The sequence below is a fragment of the Pontibacter diazotrophicus genome (assembly GCF_003367245.1).
Classification (GTDB): Bacteria; Bacteroidota; Bacteroidia; order Cytophagales; family Hymenobacteraceae; genus Pontibacter; species Pontibacter diazotrophicus.
This window is the reverse complement of record NZ_QRGR01000010.1, coordinates 107,853-129,496: the sequence shown is the minus strand read 5'-3', so window position 1 is coordinate 129,496 and position 21,644 is coordinate 107,853. Positions and strand designations below refer to the sequence as shown.

General features: G+C 48.0%; 23 protein-coding genes. 9 read left to right on the top strand and 14 right to left on the bottom strand.

Translation table 11 applies throughout. From position 1 onward, the window contains the following. The first annotated feature begins 202 nt into the window (after positions 1-202). The 3 genes from DXT99_RS10740 (at position 203) to queG (ending at position 3,970) form a co-directional block, all read left to right on the top strand. Positions 203-1,381: an acyl-CoA dehydrogenase family protein gene (locus DXT99_RS10740; protein ID WP_115565559.1), complete on the top strand. Its 1,179-nt coding sequence runs from the start codon at positions 203-205 to the stop codon at positions 1,379-1,381. 388 nt (positions 1,382-1,769) lie between these two features. Continuing rightward, a complete protein-coding gene (gene ruvB / locus DXT99_RS10735; protein ID WP_115565558.1) occupies positions 1,770-2,816 on the top strand; it encodes a Holliday junction branch migration DNA helicase RuvB in 1,047 nt (348 codons plus the stop codon). 221 nt (positions 2,817-3,037) lie between these two features. Then, complete coding sequence (gene queG, locus DXT99_RS10730) at positions 3,038-3,970, top strand: tRNA epoxyqueuosine(34) reductase QueG (protein ID WP_115565557.1); 933 nt, start codon at positions 3,038-3,040, stop codon at positions 3,968-3,970. 12 nt (positions 3,971-3,982) lie between these two features. Here the strand turns inward: queG and DXT99_RS10725 are convergent, their stop codons facing one another. Beyond that, positions 3,983-4,177, bottom strand: coding sequence for a hypothetical protein (locus tag DXT99_RS10725; protein ID WP_115565556.1), 195 nt, complete (start codon positions 4,175-4,177; stop codon positions 3,983-3,985). 481 nt (positions 4,178-4,658) lie between these two features. Between DXT99_RS10725 and DXT99_RS10720 the strand changes: the two genes are divergently transcribed. Together DXT99_RS10720 and aroC are read left to right on the top strand one after the other, a co-directional pair. Further along, positions 4,659-6,095: a BatD family protein gene (locus DXT99_RS10720; protein WP_181885093.1), complete on the top strand. Its 1,437-nt coding sequence runs from the start codon at positions 4,659-4,661 to the stop codon at positions 6,093-6,095. Between the two features lie 3 nt (positions 6,096-6,098). Further along, positions 6,099-7,178 (top strand): chorismate synthase, encoded by a 1,080-nt coding sequence (gene aroC / locus DXT99_RS10715; protein WP_115565554.1) that lies wholly within the window; start codon positions 6,099-6,101, stop codon positions 7,176-7,178. Between the two features lie 82 nt (positions 7,179-7,260). On the opposite strand, the gene DXT99_RS10710 is transcribed toward aroC, so the two are convergent. The 7 genes from DXT99_RS10710 to DXT99_RS10685 all read right to left on the bottom strand — a co-directional run bounded on the left by DXT99_RS10710 (position 7,261) and on the right by DXT99_RS10685 (position 10,936). Beyond that, complete coding sequence (locus tag DXT99_RS10710) at positions 7,261-7,449, bottom strand: hypothetical protein (protein ID WP_115565553.1); 189 nt, start codon at positions 7,447-7,449, stop codon at positions 7,261-7,263. Positions 7,450-7,465: 16 nt separating this feature from the next. Continuing rightward, entirely contained in the window at positions 7,466-7,861 is a 396-nt protein-coding gene (locus DXT99_RS10705) for a carboxypeptidase-like regulatory domain-containing protein (protein WP_115565552.1), read from the bottom strand. A gap of 132 nt (positions 7,862-7,993) precedes the next feature. After that, positions 7,994-8,677: an ATP-binding cassette domain-containing protein gene (locus DXT99_RS10700; protein WP_115565551.1), complete on the bottom strand. Its 684-nt coding sequence runs from the start codon at positions 8,675-8,677 to the stop codon at positions 7,994-7,996. After that, positions 8,670-8,990, bottom strand: a complete 321-nt coding sequence (locus DXT99_RS10695; protein ID WP_115565550.1) for a hypothetical protein — start codon at positions 8,988-8,990, stop codon at positions 8,670-8,672. Before DXT99_RS10695 ends, DXT99_RS10700 begins: the two co-directional genes overlap by 8 nt. A gap of 108 nt (positions 8,991-9,098) precedes the next feature. Beyond that, a complete protein-coding gene (locus DXT99_RS10690) occupies positions 9,099-10,490 on the bottom strand; it encodes a sodium:proton antiporter (RefSeq protein ID WP_115565549.1) in 1,392 nt (463 codons plus the stop codon). 72 nt (positions 10,491-10,562) lie between these two features. Next, complete coding sequence (locus DXT99_RS27710) at positions 10,563-10,688, bottom strand: hypothetical protein (RefSeq protein WP_262511359.1); 126 nt, start codon at positions 10,686-10,688, stop codon at positions 10,563-10,565. A 59-nt stretch (positions 10,689-10,747) separates the two neighbouring features. Further along, positions 10,748-10,936 (bottom strand): hypothetical protein, encoded by a 189-nt coding sequence (locus tag DXT99_RS10685; RefSeq protein WP_115565548.1) that lies wholly within the window; start codon positions 10,934-10,936, stop codon positions 10,748-10,750. A 440-nt stretch (positions 10,937-11,376) separates the two neighbouring features. Between DXT99_RS10685 and DXT99_RS10680 the strand changes: the two genes are divergently transcribed. Next, on the top strand, positions 11,377-11,991 hold the full coding sequence (locus tag DXT99_RS10680; protein WP_115565547.1) for a NifU family protein: 615 nt from the start codon (positions 11,377-11,379) through the stop codon (positions 11,989-11,991). Between the two features lie 159 nt (positions 11,992-12,150). On the opposite strand, the gene secDF is transcribed toward DXT99_RS10680, so the two are convergent. From secDF to DXT99_RS10645, 6 genes are all read right to left on the bottom strand, one after another. After that, on the bottom strand, positions 12,151-15,168 hold the full coding sequence (gene secDF, locus DXT99_RS10675) for a protein translocase subunit SecDF (protein ID WP_115565546.1): 3,018 nt from the start codon (positions 15,166-15,168) through the stop codon (positions 12,151-12,153). A gap of 175 nt (positions 15,169-15,343) precedes the next feature. Further along, on the bottom strand, positions 15,344-15,676 hold the full coding sequence (locus DXT99_RS10670) for an RNA methyltransferase (protein ID WP_115565545.1): 333 nt from the start codon (positions 15,674-15,676) through the stop codon (positions 15,344-15,346). A 99-nt stretch (positions 15,677-15,775) separates the two neighbouring features. Continuing rightward, a complete protein-coding gene (locus DXT99_RS10665; protein WP_115565544.1) occupies positions 15,776-16,468 on the bottom strand; it encodes a potassium channel family protein in 693 nt (230 codons plus the stop codon). Then, positions 16,465-17,085, bottom strand: coding sequence for a uridine kinase family protein (locus DXT99_RS10660; protein WP_115565543.1), 621 nt, complete (start codon positions 17,083-17,085; stop codon positions 16,465-16,467). Before DXT99_RS10660 ends, DXT99_RS10665 begins: the two co-directional genes overlap by 4 nt. Before the next feature lie 83 nt (positions 17,086-17,168). Beyond that, positions 17,169-17,747, bottom strand: a complete 579-nt coding sequence (locus tag DXT99_RS10655; protein WP_115565542.1) for a non-canonical purine NTP diphosphatase — start codon at positions 17,745-17,747, stop codon at positions 17,169-17,171. A gap of 350 nt (positions 17,748-18,097) precedes the next feature. Next, positions 18,098-18,613, bottom strand: a complete 516-nt coding sequence (locus tag DXT99_RS10645) for a phosphoribosyltransferase family protein (RefSeq protein ID WP_115565540.1) — start codon at positions 18,611-18,613, stop codon at positions 18,098-18,100. A 181-nt stretch (positions 18,614-18,794) separates the two neighbouring features. On the opposite strand from DXT99_RS10645, the gene DXT99_RS10640 reads away from it, so the two are divergent. From DXT99_RS10640 to DXT99_RS10630, 3 genes are all read left to right on the top strand, one after another. After that, positions 18,795-19,040, top strand: coding sequence for a type B 50S ribosomal protein L31 (locus DXT99_RS10640; RefSeq protein ID WP_115565539.1), 246 nt, complete (start codon positions 18,795-18,797; stop codon positions 19,038-19,040). A gap of 78 nt (positions 19,041-19,118) precedes the next feature. Continuing rightward, positions 19,119-20,312 (top strand): GlmU family protein, encoded by a 1,194-nt coding sequence (locus tag DXT99_RS10635; RefSeq protein WP_115565538.1) that lies wholly within the window; start codon positions 19,119-19,121, stop codon positions 20,310-20,312. Positions 20,313-20,459: 147 nt separating this feature from the next. Next, positions 20,460-21,584: a DNA polymerase III subunit gene (locus DXT99_RS10630; protein WP_115565537.1), complete on the top strand. Its 1,125-nt coding sequence runs from the start codon at positions 20,460-20,462 to the stop codon at positions 21,582-21,584. Positions 21,585-21,644: the final 60 nt, after the last annotated feature.

Below are 21,644 nucleotides of genomic sequence, written 5' to 3'. Positions count from 1 at the left end.
AGGTATTTGTTTCTATCAACAGGTCGTCCCGCTGGGACTAAGAACCGACCTAAGGCTGATTTGCGTAAACTTAGTAATCAAGTTTAAGGACCCGAAACAGGATTGCTTTTAGCCTGCGTCTTTTGTCCTTCATCTTGACGCAGGTTTGGGCGAAAATTCTATATTTGCATAGCACGCACTCTCATAAACTATAACAAGAACTATGGCATACGAATCCGCAGGAGCTCCTGATTATTTCGACATCGACGACCTGCTTACCGAAGAACATATACTTATCCGGCAGACCATGCGCGATTTCGTGAAGCGCGAGATCTCCCCAAATATTGAGCAATGGGCGCAGGAAGCGCGCTTTCCGTCTGAAATTGTAAAGAAGTTCGGCGATGTGGGAGCCTTTGGGCCTACGATTCCAACAGAGTATGGCGGAGGCGGACTCGATTATATCAGCTACGGCATCATAATGCAGGAGATAGAGCGGGGAGATTCTGGTATGCGCTCCACGGCTTCGGTACAAGGCTCACTGGTGATGTATCCTATTTACAAGTATGGCTCGGAAGAACAGCGGAAGAAGTTCCTTCCTAAGCTGGCCAGCGGCGAATGGTTGGGCTGCTTTGGCTTAACAGAGCCTGACTTTGGCTCTAACCCCGGCGGCATGGTCACCAACATCAAAGACATGGGCGACCACTATTTGCTGAACGGAGCCAAGATGTGGATTTCGAACTCTCCGGAGTGCCAGGTGGCTGTGGTGTGGGCGAAGAACGAGGAAGGCCGTGTCAAAGGTTTAATTGTGGAGCGTGGGATGAAAGGCTTCTCTACCCCGGAAATCCACAACAAGTGGAGCCTGCGTGCCAGCACCACCGGAGAGCTGGTATTTGATAACGTGAAGGTGCCGAAAGAGAACCTGCTGCCTAACATCGACGGTTTGAAAGGCCCTCTTGGCTGCCTCGACTCTGCCCGCTACGGTATATCGTGGGGTGCTATCGGTGCCGCCATTGACTGTTATGAGTCGGCCAGGAAGTACAGCACAGAGCGCGTACAGTTCGACAAGCCCATTGGCGGATTTCAGCTCACGCAGAAGAAACTGGCGGAGATGCTGACGGAGATAACAAAAGCGCAGCTGCTGGCCTGGCGCTTAGGCACTCTGATGAACGAAGGTAAAGCCTCCACGCAGCAGATATCCATGGCCAAGCGCAACAACGTAGACATGGCCCTGCATATCGCCCGCGAAGCACGCCAAATCCATGGCGGCATGGGCATAACAGGAGAGTACCCGATCATGCGCCACATGATGAACCTGGAGTCTGTGATAACCTACGAGGGCACGCATGATATACATTTGCTGATTACGGGGGCTGATATTACCGGTATTCAGGCGTTTAAGTAGTCGTTATTCGTTGTTGGTTTCTCGTTGTTCGGAAATGAGCAGGGAAGTCAATTGCCTTTGAGTAGCCTTTGCTGCTGTGGTGACCTCATAGTGTCTTCCAAACCTGTGAGTGTCCTGACTGCTATATAGCTACAGCCTCACGTTCAGACACTCGCAGGAGCTGCGCACACTGCGAGGTCTAGGTTCAGGAGCAATAACTATTTCTAAACTAAATTTGCCTATCTAAACAGATGGTTTTACTAATCTAATTAGAATTGCTTGTGAATACTATAAAAATATTAGCAAGAATAAGTAAATTAGTGGGCTGAAATGGAGCAAAAGTATAGCTGAAACTGTTATCTGTAAGCAGAAAGCAGAGCAGAAGCTGCAAGAAATTAGAGCATATACAATGAGAGAAGATTATCTCACTGGCGAAAAAGAACATTTGTCGCCAGTTGAACGCGACATAGACAAGGCGCTTCGCCCCCTGAGCTTTAGCGACTTTACCGGTCAGGCGAAGGTGGTGGAGAACCTGAAGATATTTGTGCTGGCGGCAAGGCGTAGAGGCGAGGCACTGGACCACGTGCTGCTGCACGGCCCTCCGGGCCTGGGTAAAACGACGCTGTCGCACATCATTGCGGCGGAGCTTAACTCCGGCATCAAAATGACTTCCGGCCCGGTGCTGGATAAGCCAAGCGATCTGGCGGGGCTGCTGACGAACCTGGAGGCAAACGATGTACTGTTTATAGACGAGATTCACCGCCTGAACCCGATTGTGGAAGAGTACCTGTACTCGGCCATGGAGGATTATAAGATTGACATCATGCTGGATTCCGGTCCGAATGCGCGTTCTGTGCAAATCAGCCTGAATCCGTTTACGCTGATTGGTGCCACCACGCGCTCCGGCCTTTTGACAGCGCCATTACGTGCCCGCTTCAGCATTAACAGCCGCCTGGAGTACTACGACTCAGAACTGCTAACCTCTATTGTGAAGCGTTCATCGATGTTGCTGGGTGCGCCTATACACGATGATGCTGCCTTCGAGATTGCCCGCCGCAGCCGGGGTACACCACGTATAGCCAACAACCTGCTGCGCCGTACACGCGACTTTGCGCAGGTAAAAGGCGACGGAACCATCTCCGTTGAAATCGCGAAGTTTGCCCTGCATGCGCTGGATGTAGACCACAACGGCCTCGATGATATGGACAAACGCATCCTGCTTTGCATCATTGATAAGTATAAAGGTGGTCCTGTTGGTATCTCTACCATCGCAACGGCATGCGGCGAAGAAGCCGAAACCATCGAAGAAGTGTACGAGCCATTCCTGATTCAGGAAGGTTATATTAAGCGTACCGCCCGCGGCCGTGAAGCAACCGAAGCCGCTTACAGGCACCTGGGGAAAATACCGCCGCAGCAGGTGACAGGAGGCAGTTTATTTGATCAGACTGAAAATTAAGTTGTTTGTGATTTCGTTTATTTAAGAAGCAGGCTTTGGGCCTGCTTTTTTATTTCTACGCTGCATACGCTTCAACCCGCCACTGTTGCGTGTTCTCATCAACAGCTAACTATACTCTAAAGGCTCGCAGCGTGCGCAGCTCCTGCGAGCGTCTGACGGTAATGGATTTATTTTAGCTTAATTTTGTTGAGGAACAGAAGTAGCATTTTGAATTATACGTTTTGAATAAAGAGAAATACACACACCTGATAAAGCAGAAGGCGAAGGAGCTGGGATTTATGTATTGTGGCGTGTCCAAGGCAGAATTTCTGGAGGAGGAGGCACCGCGCCTGGAGCGCTGGCTGAACCAGAACATGCACGGGCAAATGCATTACATGGAAAGCCACTTTGACAAGCGCCTGGATCCACGCCTTTTGGTAGAGGGGGCCAAGTCAGTAGTGTCGCTGCTGCTGAACTACTTTCCGGAGGAGACACAGCCGGAGGAGGATACCTATAAGATCTCCAAGTATGCTTATGGTACGGATTATCATTTCGTCATCAAAGACAAACTCAAGGAGCTGCTGCACTACATAAACGAAGAGATAGGGGAAGTAGGCGGCCGCTGCTTTGTAGACTCAGCCCCGGTGCTGGATAAGGCCTGGGCAAAGAAAAGCGGACTTGGCTGGGTTGGCAAAAACAGCAACCTTATCACGCCACAAGTGGGCAGTTTTTACTTTATCGCAGAGCTGATTATTGACCTGGAACTGGAGCCGGATGGCCCTATCAAAGATTATTGCGGCTCCTGCACGCGCTGCCTGGATGCCTGCCCGACAGGTGCCATTACAGAGCCTTATGTGGTGGATGGAAGTAAATGCATCTCCTACTTTACAATTGAGCTAAAAGACCAATTGCCGCAGGAGATGCATGGAAAATTTGGAAACTGGGTGTTTGGCTGTGACATCTGCCAGGATGTGTGCCCCTGGAACCGCTTTAGCAAACCGCATAGCGAGCCCGCCTTTGCGCCGCATCCTCACCTGAAGGAAATGAAGGTAAATGATTGGCAGGAGCTGACGCAGGAGGTTTTTTCGCAGCTGTTTAAAAAGTCAGCTGTAAAGCGCACTGGTTACAGCGGTTTGCTGCGCAACATCCACTTTGTGGAGCAACAACCAGATTAAGTTTTTCCTAGCCTAAGCCACCTTTGCTCTGGTGAATACCTTGTTTAGAATAACGAGATACATTCCAGAGAACTGATCGTAGCACCACTGTTTGAGTTGCTGCAGTTCTTCTTTTGCCAAAACTTTAAAAGCCTTTCTTAACTCTTTCTCAAACAGCATTTTATCAAAACTTACTTTCAATAAAATTGTCTTAATGTACTCAAGCATTGTTTTCTGTAAACTTTAAGTTAACGTGTTTTTAAATCGGGTGCTTTATTTATACGACCCAAAATTACAAAAGTAAGTGGTCACTTACAAATTTATGTAAGATTTTTTAGATAAGATGTAGCAACAGAAACATCTGAAGCAGCAGCTTAAGCATTAATCGGCTTATAAAGAGAAAGATAGATTTCTGCCTGAAAGCTGAAAATTTTCAGAGTAAGCCTTTATTACAGGAGTACATCAGCAGAAGCTAAGGGCTAACCAGCAGGAGGCAGAGCCACAAAAGAAGGGGAGGAGGTTTAAAGCATTATCAGCCGGAAACATTTTCTGTAATCGGATTTATGGCCACTCAATTACGCTGCTGACGCAGGGTGCACCTGACCCAACTACGGTGTAATTTTTGTAGACACTTACCTGTAAGTGCTTTAATTTAGTAAATTTGCCTTTTGTGACTTATAATCTGGTTGTGCCCCTACGGCATGTGCTTATGCGGCTCTTTGTCCTTTTGTTTCTTCTCTGTGTTGCTTTCGCTGGCCCGGCCTGGGCGCAGCAGATCAGTCTTGAGCTAGGTAAGAGCCCGCTGCCTCTCAACCAATACTATACCATCTCAGTTAAACTGCAGGATCAGCAGTTAGAGGAATACACGCCTTTTCCGGAAATAGAAGGCTTTAAGAAGAGTAACAAGTACTCCTCCACCAAAACAATCATTACTGGAGGCAAAACCACTACTATTCTTACCATCACGCAGAATTACGCGGCATTGGAGGAGGGGGAGTATGTTTTGAAGCCTTTCTCCATGCAGGTGAACGGGAAAACGCTAAAGTCCAGAGGGATGCCGATAGAGGTGACTCCGATGCAGTTGAACACCCCACAGCAGCTTAACATGCCTGATCTTCTTGCTGAGGATGAAGATTCCATCGCAGCTGATGAGCCGGAGTTTATAGATAAAGAAGACAATGCCTTCCTGACAGTATACACAGATAAAAAAGAAGTGTTTGTGGGGGAAGGCATCAACGTGGTGCTGTACTTTTACCTGGCAGAGACAGACCAGCGGCTACTAGACTTCTACGACTTTGCTAACCAGCTAACAGGTATCATGCGGCAGCTAAAGCAGCCAAACACCTGGGAGGAGACGTTCGATTTCACAGAGATTACTCCTGAAAACGTGATTGTGCAGGGGGAGCCCTACCTTCGCTTTAAATTGTACGAGGCAGTACTATACCCGCTAAACCTGGAGCCACTCCGGTTTCCGCAACTGAAGCTGCAGATGATCAAGTACAGGGTGGCGAAGAATCCGAGCCTGCTGGCAGAAGACCGGCAGGAAGGCTATAAGATATTTTACTCACGTGAGCGCGTGATACCGGTGAAGGAACTGCCTCCCCACCCGCTGCGCGATGTGGTGCCGGTTGGTAACTACAGCTTAACCGAGAGCCTGTCGAAGAAAAGAGTGGCTGCAAACAAAAGTTTTACTTATCTTTTCGAAGTAAACGGGGAAGGGAACCTTGCTGCCATTATGCCGCCTGCGCCGGAAGTGCCGCCAGGGCTGGAGTTTTACCCTCCCGATGTGCGGCAGGATGTAACAAAGCGCTCCGGTAGAGTGATGGGGTCCAAAACCTTTGCCTATGCCGTGCTGCCACGGGAGCCGGGGCAATACAACATGGGCAACATGCTGCATTGGATTTACTTTAACCCAACAACGGCAGCCTACGATACGCTGCGGCCTTCGCTACAGGTACGGATTACGGGTGCCCGCGGCAGCGATGCATTAGTCCTGACCAGAGATTTAGGGTCTTTTTATAATATCATCGAGAACGAAGACAATACACTGGTGGATGTACACTTTTTCGACACGATCAAGCGCTACACAAACATTATTCTGCTAGTATTACTTCTTATAACAGCCTTCGTTTTCCTAAAGAAATAGAACATGAGCAACACGTACGGAAAGCTTTTCCGCATAACAACATTTGGTGAGTCGCATGGCGCGGCTGTGGGCGTTATTATAGATGGCTGCCCCGCTGGCCTGGAGGTGAACCTGGAGGAAATTCAGCATGCACTGGATCGCAGGCGCCCGGGACAGTCTGCCATTACAACACCCCGCAAGGAGGAAGACAAGGTAACAGTACTGTCTGGTATTTTCGAAGGCAGGACGCAGGGCACGCCTATTTCGATGGTGGTGAACAACAAAGACCAGCACAGCCACGACTACAGCCACATACAGCACGCCTTCCGCCCGTCGCACGCCGATTATACCTATACTGCTAAATACGGCACCCGCGACTACCGGGGTGGCGGACGCAGTTCAGCCCGCGAAACCGTGGCGCGTGTGGCCGCAGGCGCCCTGGCAGCCAAATTACTGGAGAAGCACGGCATCAGCGTGAAGTCGTACGTGTCGCAGGTGGGCAAGATAAAGCTGCAAAAGCCATATACCGAACTCGACCTGAACCAGATTGACTCCAACATCGTGCGCTGCCCGGACGGTGCCACAGCTTCCCGCATGATAGGCCTGATAGAAGAAGCCCGCGATAGCTTGGATACGATTGGCGGCGTAGTAAGCTGCGTGGTACAGGGTGTGCCAGCCGGTTTAGGAGAGCCTGTTTTCGATAAGCTGCACGCGGAGTTAGGCAAGGCCATGCTAAGCATCAACGCTGTAAAAGGCTTTGAGTATGGCAGCGGTTTTGAAGGCGTGAAGATGCGCGGCTCAGAGCACAACGACCAGTTTTACACCGATGAGCAAGGCAACATCCGTACCCGTACGAACTACTCCGGCGGCATACAGGGCGGCATCAGCAATGGGCAGGACATCTACTTTAATGTAGCCTTTAAACCTGTCGCCACTATCCTGCAGCCGCAGCAAACCATTGATGATACAGGAGAAGACATTACCTTGAAAGGTAAAGGCCGCCACGACCCTTGCGTGTTGCCACGCGCTGTGCCTATTGTAGACGCCATGGCCGCCCTCGTGCTGGCAGACTTCCTGATGCGGCAGCAGGCAAATAAGGTATAGCTGTAGGCACTTCTAAGGAAATATTTGAAGCCTCCTGCACGGTGTTTTTGCCTGCAGGAGGCTTTTGCGCGTTTTAGAAGCTTCATCTGATAGGTACCCCAAAAAGCCTGATGTTGTTCATGAACATGTGCCTGCCATTCAGTTGATGCATTTGTTGCTGTACGCCATGCCGGGCATTGTCGTTTGCATCCATCAGCGGTCCATGTAATATAGATTTATACTGCAACGGCCCCAGGTCAACCTTTAACTCCTGCTCTTTTGGAAGCTTCACCCTGGTTACTGCTGCTTTAAGCTCCTGCTCCGTTGCCCAGCATTACATCCACGGTTGGCAGTTCCGTAGCGCTTTCCTGTAGTTGTATGTGCGTAGCATAGCTTTGGTTTGAGTAGTCTAACGGAATGATGATGTACTGTTTCTGATAGCCCAGCATGCTAATGACAACACTGTCGCCGGGCAGGACGGGCAGAGAGAAAAAACCATTACCTGTCGTTTGTACTCCCCTGGTAGTGTTGGGGACATACACCGATGCGCCTGCCATATTTTGCAGACTGTCTGAAGAGGTAACAAGGCCGGAGAATTGTACCACCTGCTGTTGTGCGTGTACCTGCAATGTGGCGACATGCAGGCAAAGTGTGAATAGTAGCAAGGGTATCAGCATACCTTGCCCTTTGAAGTGTGTTTTCATAGTTTGGCGATAGGGCTTTACTCGCAGGGACTGTATTTATCCACATAGCTATACTATTATATATAAACGTTATATATCGTATTTATAGTATAACGGGTATAGGTAACGAACAGCGGCTTTGTTTAAAGGGAGCTAACTCTCCGTAGCGGTGCTTGCCGGCATATATCCCCAGTCTATGAGCTCATCGGTATGGGTAATGGGTCTGCAGGCACCGTCTGTAATCAAGATAAGCCGTTGGCTTACCCGGAGCACTGCCCGGTAATCGTGGTCTGTAATGAGAAAGCCTTTGGTGGGCAGGTGGCTTTGAAGCAGTTCCTCTATCTGCTCTACATACAGCGGCTCTACCCCGGAGAATGGCTCATCAAGCAGCAGGAATTTTACGTCTAACTGCAAGAGCAGGAGCAATTCAAAATACCGCAGCTCTCCTTTTGACAATTCATCTGCTCGCTTCGTAAGGTGCTGCTTTATTCGTATGTTCTGTTTTACTATGTTCCGCTTGTCCTGCTGAGGAAGGTACAGATTTAGTATTTCGGATAGCGGGATATTTTTGGGCAGGAAACCCTGCTGGGGCAGGTAAGCAAGTAGGCCAGCATGCAGATAAGGCTTTGTGTAGACTTTCCCGTCAATGCTGATGTGCTTGTTGTCGGTGTGTTTGGTGCCGAAGATAATCTTGAGCAAAGTTGTTTTGCCGCAGCCGTTCCGGCCCAGCAGTCCCACTATCTCACCTGTACCACAGTTCAGGTATACATCGCTCAGGAGCTTCCTTTCCCCGAAGGAATACAACACACTATCCACCTCCAGTGTATGCTTAACCATGCAGCAGGTATATTTTAACTAGAAACAGTAGGAAAATCAGCAGCAGGTTAACCGACAAGGTACCTACAGCCAGTTGTAGCCTGCTCAGTCCCTGGTTGTGGTAAAAGTAATATTGTTGGCTGTGGCGCTGCTCATACAGGTACAGGGCTAGTGCAAAGCCACCTGTAAGCAGGCACAGGCTAAAGCCATTTATCAGACCAGCCACTTTGTTTTCACTAATAGCAATGCAAAATACCCCAACCAGCAACGAAAAGGGCAGGTTAAAGCTGTGGAGGCTTCTGTAATAGAGGAAGAGCAGCTTTAGCTTTGTCATACATCAAGCGGTTGGTATAGGGAAGATAAGTATAAATCCAGAAATCGCCTAAAGCAAGAACGCCACCCTGTTTCCAGGGTGGCGTTCTTGCTTTAGGAGCGTGAGCTCTTAAAATATCCGAAGGTGTACTACCAGGAACCAAACCAGTGCCAGAATTGGCAGCAGGAACGGAATAGAGTAACGCAGGATGTACGCAAAGAAAGTTGGCATATTTATACCTGCACTTTCTGCAATCGCTTTCACCATAAAGTTAGGTCCGTTACCGATATACGTAAAGGCTCCGAAGAGTACGGCGGCTAAAGAAATGGCTTCTAATTCAATTAAAGTATCTAAGCCTGCCGCAGAAGTACCCGTCGCAAATTGTTTTACATCTGCCGGCATGTTCTGGGCCATGTCGTATTTAGCCATTGCCAGCGACAGGAAGTTAGCGTAAGTAGGCGCGTTGTCAAGGAAGCCGGAAAGCGAACCGGTTACCCAGTACAGGAAGTTAGGTGTGATGAATTGTGCATACTGCGGTGCAGAGGCAATCTCAGCAGAAAGCTGCAGGGCGGGCATCATAGTAAAGAAGATACCAAAAAACAGGAACACCACCTCCAGGATAGGGTGAAAGTTAAATTTGTTGCCAGCCAGCGCCGTCTTGTTGGAAAAGCGGTAGCACATAAATGCAGCAGCCAGCTGAATGATTTCGCGCAGGTAAGAGAATTTGTTGCCATCATAGTAAATATGAGGTAGGCCATCTATTACGTTCGGGTCCAGAAATACAGCACCGATTATAATCGCCAACCAAAACAGGTTGCGTTTGCCGCTAAAATGAAATTCAGTTTTCTCCTCGTTTTTCGCTACTACTTCCGGGCGTGGTGTAAAGGCTGTCTCTTTATTGCGTCTGTCAACCAGGAAGAAAAGTAAGCAAAGCAGCGCTATAGACAGCACCCATGGTGTAAACAGGTGTTGTAATGTCCAGAAGAAAGGGACTCCCTTTATAAAGCCAATGAACAGGGGAGGGTCTCCGAGCGGGGTAAGCAAGCCGCCTGCATTACTTACAATAAAGATGAAGAAAATGATTTGGTAAGGCTTAATTCGATGAACGTTAAGTCTTATGAACGGCCGGATAAGCAGGAGCGAGGCGCCGGTAGTACCAATAAAGTTAGCTAATACAGCTCCCACTGCCACTAGAGCCACGTTCATAGCCGGAGTAGCATTGGCATTTATATTCAGGTAAATCCCGCCTGCGGCTATGTAAAGCGAACTGAGCAGGGTTGCAAACGTAATATACTCAGCGAGCGTGTGCGCTGGCATATGATAATCTCCCAGGGCAAACAGGTAGTATAGCAGCACCGTTACGCCGAGCACTACGGCTACGGTTTTATAGTTGTGTTCCCAGAAGTGCCCAAAGAAAATGGGGCCGGCGGCTATCATGCCGATTAGAATCAGGAAAGGTATTATCAGGAAAATAGGAAGCGCATGCTGGGCCTGCGCCAGCAGAATGAAATTAGTTAGCATGTTTAGAGAATGCGGTGTTACGACAGTTCAAATTTGCTTGCGGTGCAAAGATACGTTTTCTGAAGGAATTAGCTAATCAATCGTTACAACCAGGGATGCGGGCATGGTGGTTTGCAGGTATTTCTTTTGGGGGGCTGTAGTACCCTGATCCGGGATGGCTTTTCGGTGAACAGGATGAGGTTTTTTTCCGATACGCATACAATTCACTCCTTAAAGCGGCTTCTATGCGTATCGGGAAAATTTATCTAAAGGAATAATTACTTCTTGGGCACATTTGGCGAAGTGTTAATGTAAGTCACAGGTATGTTTTCGTCTTTAACCACATCATCATCGGCACTCTTTCCATCTGAGGGCTTTGCTGATGAGTTTAACTTGTTCTGGACATCAGAGATAGTTTCCTTCATCTGTTCTTTATCTGCTTCTTTCTTTTTATCTTCTCTTTCCATAATAGTTGTATCGTTAAATCTTACATTCAATGTAAAAGTGTTAGATACGTTTTGTGTCACAAATAGTACTGAAAAAAGAGTTTAAAATAAATAAATTCATAAAACAAACGTAATTATACATATAAAAGCAGCTCTTCAGCCTTTTTGGCAGGGGTTTGTACGTAAGAAACTACAGAGGTTTTTTTGCTGGAAATAGGAATTTGTATTTATCAGGCTGCTGCTAAAGCTACAGCATCAGTTGTACTGCTTTCTGCATGTATGGCGCTTGGCCTTTAAGAGAGAGAACTTTATTAACTACCCGAGCAGAAGCTACAGCAGCTTTAAGTTTGCTAACTGCCGTTCGGGCAACAGGTGCTGCTTTGCTAGTTCTCAGAAATATTGACTAATTTTGGAAACTTAAAGGTATAGCCTTAGGTTTTAATATAAAACAGAGAAATATCATGATAGAAAATAAAGAACAAGTAGTTTCTGTATACGCAGAAGCCAACCCGAACCCCGAGTCAATGAAGTTTGTGATGAACGTGCAACTGTTGCCGGACGGCCAGAGCGTGGATTATCCGAACCTGGAAAGCGCTTTGGAGTCGCCGCTGGCGCAGGAGCTTTTCAACTTTGACTATGTATCACGTGTTTTCATCGCAAGCAACTTTGTAACGGTTACGAAAAGCTCAGATATAGAGTGGGTGAAGCTGATACCGGAATTGCGCACTTTCCTAAAGTCTTATATTGAGGCTGGCGGACCGGCGTTCAACGAAGGTTTTACAGTTAATAAGCCCGAAGAAGCTACTGCAACTGACGGTGAGGCATCCGCAGAAGACGCTGCAATCTCCAGAAAAGTGATTGACCTGCTGGAAAATTATGTACGCCCGGCTGTTGAGCAGGATGGTGGTAACATCACCTTCAAGTCTTACCACGATGGCGTTGTAACTGTATTCCTGCAAGGTTCGTGCAGCGGCTGCCCGTCTGCCACTGTTACGTTGAAGTCTGGTATCGAAAACCTGCTGAAGCGCATGGTGCCTGAAGTGAGAGAAGTTGTTGCTGACGGTATTACCGTTTAAGTATAAAGCATTTGCATAAAGAAGAAGCCAGCCCCTCACGGAGCTGGCTTCTTCTTTTGTACCATATCTAACCTGCCGGAGCCAGTTCATTTCATCATAAAACAGGAAAGCCCGGAGCATGTGATCCGGGCTTTCCTGTTTTATGATGAAACCTGTCCCTTAGCGGGCTGGTTGTGCAACTTGCGCAGAAGTGGCAGGTGTCTCTTCTTCTTTAACAGTATCCACTACAATTGGAGTAGCGATAAACAGGGAAGAGTAAGTACCAGCCAGCACGCCGATAATCATCGCCAGTGAGAAGCCGCGAAGTACTTCACCACCGAATACGAACAGAATCACAACTACCAGGAATAACGTCAGGGAAGTAATGATGGTACGGCTGAAAGTGCTTATAAGAGCTGGATTCACAATTTCCCTTACATGTGCACGCGGATTATCATACATGTACTCCCGTACACGGTCAAAGATAACCACGGTATCGTTGATAGAGAAACCAATAATGGTCAGAACCGCTGCGATAAACACCTGGTCAATCTCATAAGAGATACCGAACAGCTCCAGGATAGAGAATACAGCGATAATCATCAGAGCGTCGTGCAACAAGGCTACCACACCTCCAAGGGAGAACTGCCATTTTCTAAATCGAAGCATTACGTATAGGAAGATACCTACCAGGGCCAGCAGCATTGCAATTAAAGCGGTGTTCTGAATGTCATCGGCTATAGTGGCACCTACTTTAGAGGAGCTCAGTATTTCCGGGTTCAGATTGCCATACTCCTCCAGGCCACTCATCAGAGCTGCTTTTACCTGCTCATCTGCCTGTATACTTTCGTCATCTGCCAACCAGCTCGTTGTAACTTTCAAGCGGTTAGGAGTGTCGTAGGTTTTCACCTCAGTACCTGCATTCTGGAAATCATCTGACAGGGCAGTGCGTACATCAGATGCCGGAACAGCCTGATCAAGCTCTATCACATAAGAACGACCACCTTTAAAGTCAACGCCCAGGTTAGGACCGCCATTGATGTACATCGCTACAAAGCCAAAAGCCAATATGGCCAGAGAGAAGGCATAAGCTGGTTTTCTGTACGACATCACATCAAACTTAATATTCCGGAACATCTTGCCGGAAAGCAGCGTCGAGAACGACAGCTTGCCACCTCTCTTAAACGCATTCTCAACAAATACTCTGGAGATGAATACTGATGTAAAGAAAGAGGTTGCGATACCGATCATCAGGGTAATAGCGAAGCCTTTCACAGGACCGGAACCGAAGAAGTAAAGGATAAAGCCTACAAGGAATGTTGTAACGTTCGCATCCAAAATGGTACTGAAAGCTTTGTCATATCCTTTGTTGATGATCTCACGCATCGGCAAACCCTTGAGGGATTCTTCCCGCATACGCTCAAATATCAGTACGTTCGCATCCACGGCCATTCCCAGTGTAAGTACGATACCGGCAATACCAGGCAGTGTAAGCGCAGCATTGAACTGTGCCAGCACACCCAGGATAAAGAACACGTTGAAAAGAAGGGCTAAGTCAGCAATAAAACCGCCACGGCTGTAGTAAGCAATCATGAAAATAACCACGATAGCGAAACCAGCCAAAGTAGAAATCAGACCCTGGTTAATAGCCTCCTGACCAAGAGAAGGACCTACTACGGCTTCTTCCACAATGCGTGTTGGAGCTGGCATTTTACCTGCTTTCAGGATATTTGCTAAGTCCTGTGCTTCTTCTACAGTAAAGTTACCGGAGATAGAAGAGCTACCGCCTGTAATCTCACCTTGTACAACTGGAGCAGAATACACATAGTCATCTAGTACGATAGCAACCTGGCGACCTACGTTATCACCTGTCAGGCGAGCCCATTTCTTAGCTCCTGTTGGGTTCATCGTCATGCTGATTTCCGGGCGACCTGTCTGGTCAAAGTCCTGACGGGCATCGTTTATGGCCTCGCCAGTTAGTGGGGCATCGCCACCACGTCCTCTTTTAATCGCGTAGAACTCTACAAACTCCTGGCGGTTATCGCCTGAAATTGGCTTCACACTCCACAGGAACTTCATGTTAGGAGGGAACATGCCGCGTACTTCCGTGCGGCTGAGGATATCATTGATTTGGGCTGTATCGCGTACGTTCGCACCGATACCGCCTGGCATTTGTGTAAACAGGCTGCCCAGTACACTATTTTGCTGCGCGTTAGCTAAAGAGTCAAGCGTTGAAGTTCTCGCAGCAGTGTCTGTCTGTGCAGAAGCGATAGCAGTAGTATCTGTAACGGCAGAGTCTGTTACAGCAGCCTGTGCCAGCACATCAATATCTTCCGCTGCATCCTGTACAACGGCTTCATTGCCAGCGGCATTTTGTGGAGTAGTAGTGTTACCTGCAGCAATGTTCAGGTTGCCGGCGCGCTGCTGTTCATCCAGGTACTGGCCCAGTTGAGCAAAGTAAGGGCCGAACTCCTGTGGAGACCATACTTCCCAGAACTCGAGGTTCGCCATACCCTGCAACAGGTTACGTACACGGTCCGGGTTATCGATACCTGGTAACTCAATCTGGATACGGCCAGTGCCTTCCAGGCGCTGAATGTTTGGCTGCGTTACGCCAAATCTGTCAATACGCGTGCGCAGGATGTTGAAAGAACGATCAATGGCGTCATCTACTTCTGCCTCAATTACTTCAACAACCTCCTCGTTCGTAGACTCGTAGCTGATTCTGCCACGGTTCGCAGTGTTAGAGAAGATGCGGCTCAGGCGACCGTCTGGCTCTACTTCACGGTAGGCCTCAGCAAAAAGCCTTGTAAAGCGCTCCTGGCTATTTCTTTGCAATTCCTGAGCACGGTTAAGGGCTTTCAGGAAATTAGGGTCTTTGCTGTTACCAGACATGGAGCGGATAATCTCCACCGGAGAAACCTCCAGCACCACGTGCATACCGCCTTTCAGGTCAAGGCCAAGGCCAAGTTCGTTTTCTTTTACCTCCTGATAGGTCATGCCCAGGTAAACAGGCTCCCGTGAAACAGAATCGAGGTAACTCTGCATTCTTGCAGGATTTACATTGCCTTGTGCATCCGTGGCATACGCTTCAGCCTTGTTTTGCACACTGCGGGCAACAAAAGAGAAAGACAGGTAGTAAAGGCAAAGTACCGATACGATAACTGTCAGAACAATGATGAATGTTTTATTCCGCATTTTAGATTAATAATAGAATTGGTATAATTGAATTTGTTTGAATACTCTAAATTTTCCCTTCTCCTTTTATAGGCAACTATAAAAGGCCTCAGATGCGTTCCGTCGGCTAAAGAATATTAGCCTGCCGAAGCGCTGGAATTTAGCAAAGGGAATAAAAAACGAAGGGGAGGAATGCCTAAGGGGCGTTAGGCTGAATAGTGATAGGGAAAATACGGGACACAAAGCCTATACCCGGAGGTATGGTCGTGTAAGCCGGCAAAAGTTCGTCAGTTGGTTTGGCAAAGGATGGCTGCTGCGGCAGTGGCACTGCGGCCTGCTGCAGGTTAAGTGCCACAAAAGAGGTCGTCGCCTCCAGCGATACCTTCTGCTTTACAAAATTTTTATTCTCTGAAGCAGGAACAGTAGCCAGTTTGGAATTGGACTGCTGTGCCGGGCCATTTACCGCCGAAGTATACGCCACTACTTCCTGGCCGTTGAGCATAAGCGCCCACAGCAGGGTAAAAGACATCAGAAGATGCTTTAAGCAGTTGGATATGTTTTTAGCGTTTGGCATTGGTAATCTATTGCTTACAAATGTAATGCCTTTTTTATTTTAAAAAAGAAATCCTTAGCGGTTTATATCAATAAATCGTTTTACATCGTGCTTTTTACCGATAAGAATCAGAATATCTGAGGGATAGATGATGGTGTCTGCTTTCGGAACGCCAATAATATGCTCTACCTGCGTTGGCTTCCCGTCCTGAATCTCTTCAAAAAAGCGCTTTATCGTGATCAGGTTGAGATTATACTTTTCGCGGAGGGATATCTTGGCGACACTGCGGTTAGCGACGTTGCGCGGGGCATTCAGTTCTACAATCTCGTAGTTGTCAGGCAAAGGAAGGAACGTGCGGATGCTGGGTTGCAGCAGGCGCTCCGCCACCGTTTTGCCTACCTCGCCCTCTGGTGACAGAATCTCCTGCACGCCCATTTTCTCCAGAATGCGGCGTTGCTGCTTGTTAGAGGCCCGCGTAATCACACGCTTCACGTTCAGTTCCTGCAGGTTCGCCGTCGTAATCAGCAAGGCCTCGAAGTCTTCGCCGATGGCCACTATCACGGCATCCATGTCCTGGATGTTCTGAGCCTCCAGTGCGCGGATGTCGGTGGCATCAAAGGCCACGGCATAGGCAACCTCATCTTTTATGGCTTCCACGTGATCTTCCGAGTAGTCAATGGCGATTACCTCGGCGCCACGTTCTGCCAGTGTGCGGGCAATGGAGTTTCCGAATATGCCCAGTCCGATTACAGCAAACTTGTGCCTCATGCTTTTATTTTCGCGTTTAGGAATGTGGTAAGCACCTCTAATCCTCTCTCGAAGTGGTTGTTGTTCGGGATAACGATGTCGGCGTCATTTTTATACGGCTTAATGTATTTTTCGTAGGTCGGTGCCACATGGTGCGTGTAGCGGTACAGCACATCTTCCAGATCGTAGCCCCGCTCTATCCGGTCACGCACAATGCGACGCTGCAGCTTAATGTACTCTTTTGCGTCGATGTATACCTTCAGATCCAGCAGTTTAGCAATCTCCTCAAAGTAAAAAACGAAGATACCCTCCACGACCACAATCGGAGCCGGCTTAAACTCCAGCTGCTTTGGCACTACGTTCGGGTTGTTAAAAGTATACTCGGTGCGGTAAACAGTTTCGCCCTGGCTTAACTTAAGTATGTCGTGTGCATACGCTTTGTCATCGATGCAGGAGGGAAGGTCAAAGTTAACGACTCCGTTCAGGTCCTTGGTCTGAAACTCGCGGGCTTTGTAATAGTTGTCCTGAGAGACCAGGCAAACGTTTTCCGGTGAGAACGACGTGAGTAGCTGGTTCAAAAAAGTCGTTTTTCCTGAAGCACTACCTCCTGTAATTCCGACAATAAATGGCTTTTGCATAGGAAGCTATGGTTTCAGGCTACAAAATTACGACATTAAGCAGAACAAGACCAATGCCATCGCACTTTTTTAAAGCCAATGAGTCAGAGCGCTTTCAGGAAAGCCACCAACTGCTGCACCGCGCGCCCACGGTGGCTGATAGCGTTCTTCTCGGCTGCGCTCATTTCAGCAAAAGTGCGGTCGTAGCCATCGGGCACAAACACCGGGTCGTAGCCGAAGCCTTTGTTGCCTTTCCACTCCTTGTTGATGGTGCCTTCCACAGTGCCCTCAAACTGATGCTCCTTCCCGTCCAGTAGCAACGTAATAGAAGTGCGGAAGCGGGCTTTGCGGTTTTCGTGCGGCTCCAGGCTTTGCAGTAGGAGCCGGATGTTGTCGCTGTCGGAGCGCTGCGGTCCGGCATAGCGTGCGGAGTAGACTCCCGGGGCACCGTTCAATGCTTCGACTTCCAGCCCCGTGTCGTCAGCAAAGCAGCTTACACTATAATGCTGCCACACATACTCCGCCTTCTGCCTGGAGTTGCCTTCCAGCGTGTCCTGCTCTTCGGGCAGTTCTTCGTGGCAGCCAATGTCCTGCAGGCTCAGTAGTTCATACTTTCCCTCCAGCATCTGGCTTACTTCGGACAGTTTGTGTTTGTTATTGGTGGCGAAGCAGAGTTGTTTCATAGTATAGAAAATGTTAGAAACTCCTTAAAAGTCCTTTTCTTCTTTTCGAGCGTTATATCTTTTACAATTTGATTTCCACATATAGCTAAAGTATAAGGTGGCAGCCAATGTGTAGATTGTGATTTTGAATAAAAAACGATAGGAGATAAGTATTTCAGTTAGTCCTTCAGCAAAAGTCAACTCATAGTAGACAAATAACTCAGAAAGTGTAGCCGTAACCATTCCTAAAATGGATCCTTTCACCAGGAAGATATTTCTGCCTTTTTTCCGGGTTTGGGACCAGCTCTTCAGGAATTTCCTGTCGTTTATCGTCAACTTAGGTGAATTTTGCATAAGCCTTGTATAGGCGCCTAATGCAGATACGCCCCGTACTTCTCCTCGTTCAGGTACACCATAATGTGCTCATTCAGCGTAGTGGCCAGGGAGTATCCGGTGTAGGTAGCAGCAACCGGGTAAAGCGGGTGGTGGCGGTCTACGAGTGTGGCAATTTCTACTTTTTTCGGGTTGTGCGCCAGGAAAGTGTTTAAAGTATAGGCCAGTGTTTTGCCTGTGTTCAGCACATCATCCACCAGCACAATCACTTTATCGGTTAGGGAAGGCTGCTTTGGCTCCATCAGGATAGGCTCACTCAGGGGAGCCGTTTTATTTAGTGTGATGCACAGCAACTGTACCTGAATAGGAGAGATAGCCTGCAGCTTTTCAGCCAGCATCTGCGCGAGTGTATAGCCGTTCTCATAGATACCTGCCAGCACTATTTCCTGCTCTTCGAAGTTCTTTTCGTAGATTTGGTACGCGATGCGCATAATTTTCTGCTCAATCTGTGCCTTGTCCAGTATCAGGTTCTGTTCTTGTAGTTGTGGTGCCATGGGTATCAGAATTATGGGTTTCGCTATCGGAAGCGGATGCTAAGGCAAATTTAAGAAGAATTTACCTTAGCGCTTGGTTTAAATTACCTGTAAAATAATTTACTGCTAGCGTTTTACTTTCGGGAATAATTTGTAAATTTGCAGTCCGATAGAGAATTAAGGTTAATTAACGTTTATAATAATGAAAAAAGGCATTCATCCAGAATACAGAGAGGTGGTTTTCCAGGATACATCCAGCGACTACAAAATCATCACTCGCTCTACCATGACTTCTGATGAAACCATCACCATGGAAGACGGCAAAGAATATCCGGTTATCAAGGTCGAGGTTTCTTCTGCTTCACATCCATTCTACACTGGTAAAAACCTGTTTGTGGATACTGCAGGTCGTATCGACAAGTTTAAGCAGCGTTACCAAAAGAAATAAGCGGTTAATTCCGGTTAAAACGTTTCAAAAAAGAAGTCTTCCTGAGAATATCGGGAAGACTTCTTTATTTTTGCTCTTATGAACATCATTCTTTTCGACGAACCTAGCATACGGCAGAACCTGCTGCCCCTCACTTTTACAAGGCCAGTGGCCGGGATTCGGGTTGGTATACTCACGATTGCCGAAAAATGGAGCACCTATATGGGGGAGGCTGTCTCTTACCTGACACAACCTTACCTGCAGGAAAAGTTTAAGGCGCTTTTTGGTACGCACAACCTGTACATTAACGGTGCCGTTTGTCCGGACGAAATGCTTCTTAGAACAGTACGGGAGCTGAAAATGGGAGAAGCGCTGTACTACGGAGACACGCTTGTTGCGCTTAACGGCGGTAACCTGGAGATGCATACCATAGAAGAACTGGCTTCTCATACTGCCTCCAGAAAGCAGGAGTGCGACAATTGCACTATTATCAAGGATGTCTGGGATATTTTTCTAAACAACGGCCAGCAGATACGCAGCGACTTTAAGGTGCTGACAAAAGACCGGCAGAGCCAGCCTGTAAATGACAGGCACACGATGGTGTATGCGGAAGAGAACATCTTTATAGAAGAAGGCGTGAAGATACGCGCGGCTGTGCTCAACGCAGAAAATGGCCCCATCTACATTGGCAAAGATGCGCAGATACATGAAGGCGCCGTGATTAGGGGTCCGTTTGCTTTGTGTGAGGGCAGCAATGTGAACATGGGCGGGAAGATGCGCGGCGACGTAACAGTTGGACCTTTCTGTAAAGTGGGCGGAGAGGTAAGTGCTTCTGTCATTCTGGGCTATAGTAACAAAGGCCACGAAGGCTTTCTGGGCAACTCCGTGATAGGAGAGTGGTGCAACCTGGGTGCCGATACCAACACCTCGAACCTGAAAAATAACTATGCGGAGGTAAAGCTCTGGAACTATGCCAAAGGCGGGTTTAAGGGAACAGGGCAGCAATTCTGCGGGCTTATTATGGGCGACCACAGCAAAGCGGGCATCAATACCATGTTCAATACCGGTACGGTGGTAGGCGTGAGTGCCAATATCTTCGGCGCAGGCTTCCCTCGTAACTTCATTCCTTCGTTCAGCTGGGGCGGGGCGGCAGGTTTTGAGACTTACCAGCTAAGCAAGGCTTTTGAGGTTGCTGCTAAAGTGATGGAGCGCCGTAATGTCCCCTTCAATGAGATGGAGAGAGCCATCCTTTACAGCATATTTGAGCAAACGCAGCATTACGCGAAGAATTGATTGCTAATTGCTGATAGTTGAATGGCTGCATTGTTAAGTTGTTAATTCATGCTTACTGGTTATTCCCTGAAACAATCCTATAGCAGTTTAACAATGAAACCATTTAGCCATTCATAATTCATAAATTTTAATTCATAATTTCTCAAGGTGCAGTTCAAGAACATCATAGGCCATCAGGAAACAAAAGCTATGTTGCTGAAGTCGGTGCAGCAGAACCATGTGGCGCATGCGCAGCTGTTTCTGGGGCAGGAAGGCAGTGCTAACCTGGCGCTGGCGCTGGCTTATGCCACCTACATTAACTGCGAGAACAAACAGTCTGAAGATTCGTGTGGCACATGTAACAGCTGCACAAAGATGAACAAACTGGTGCACCCGGACTTTAACTTTGTGATGCCCGTTACCACGACCAAATCGGTGAGCAAAGACGCGCTGAGCAATAAGTTCATGAACGAGTGGCGCGAGTTTGTGCTTGCCAGCCCCTACCAAGGGCTGAACGAGTGGATGCAGCATATTGGTGCGGAGAACAAGCAGGGCAACATCTCGAAAGATGAAAGCCGCCAGTTGGTAAAGTTGGTGTCGCTGAAAGCCTTTGAGGGTAGCTATAAAATAGTAGTCATCTGGTTGCCGGAACTCATGCACTCTTCCGCCGCCAACGCCCTGCTGAAGCTGTTGGAGGAGCCGCCGGCACAAACGCTGTTTTTGCTCGTGTCGCAGTCAGCGGAGAAGCTGCTGGCCACCATTACCTCGCGTACCCAAATTATGCAGGTGCGTAACTTTACAGAGCAGGAAGTAGTGGCACACCTGCAGCAAAAGTATAATGCCGACGACACAACGGCTAACCAGATTGCACAACTAGCCGAAGGAAACCTGAATGCGGCGGCCAAACTGACTTCCGAAATCAGCAGCGACTATTTTGTGTTCTTCACCGAGTGGATGCGCCAATGCTATAGCTATAAGTTCACGGAACTAATTGACATGAGTGACAAGTTTCAGACACTGGGCCGGGAAAACCAAAAGAACTTTCTGCTGTACGCGCTCAACCTGTTCCGGAAGGTAATGCTTTTTGGTATAGATAATTCTCTCATCACGTTTCTGCCGCCCGCTGAGCTGGATTTTGTTCAGAAGTTTTCGAAAGTGATAACAGAAGCAAATGCGGGACAACTGGCAGAGGAACTGAACCAGGCACACTACCACATCGAGCGAAACGCAAACCCAAAAATGGTGTTTGTCGACAGCTCTATTCAAATAGCAGGTTATCTGCGTAAAGGATAATAAATGTTTTATTGGTTGCTGATTACTGGCTATTTGTTCAGTGATTGGCCTATATGAAAT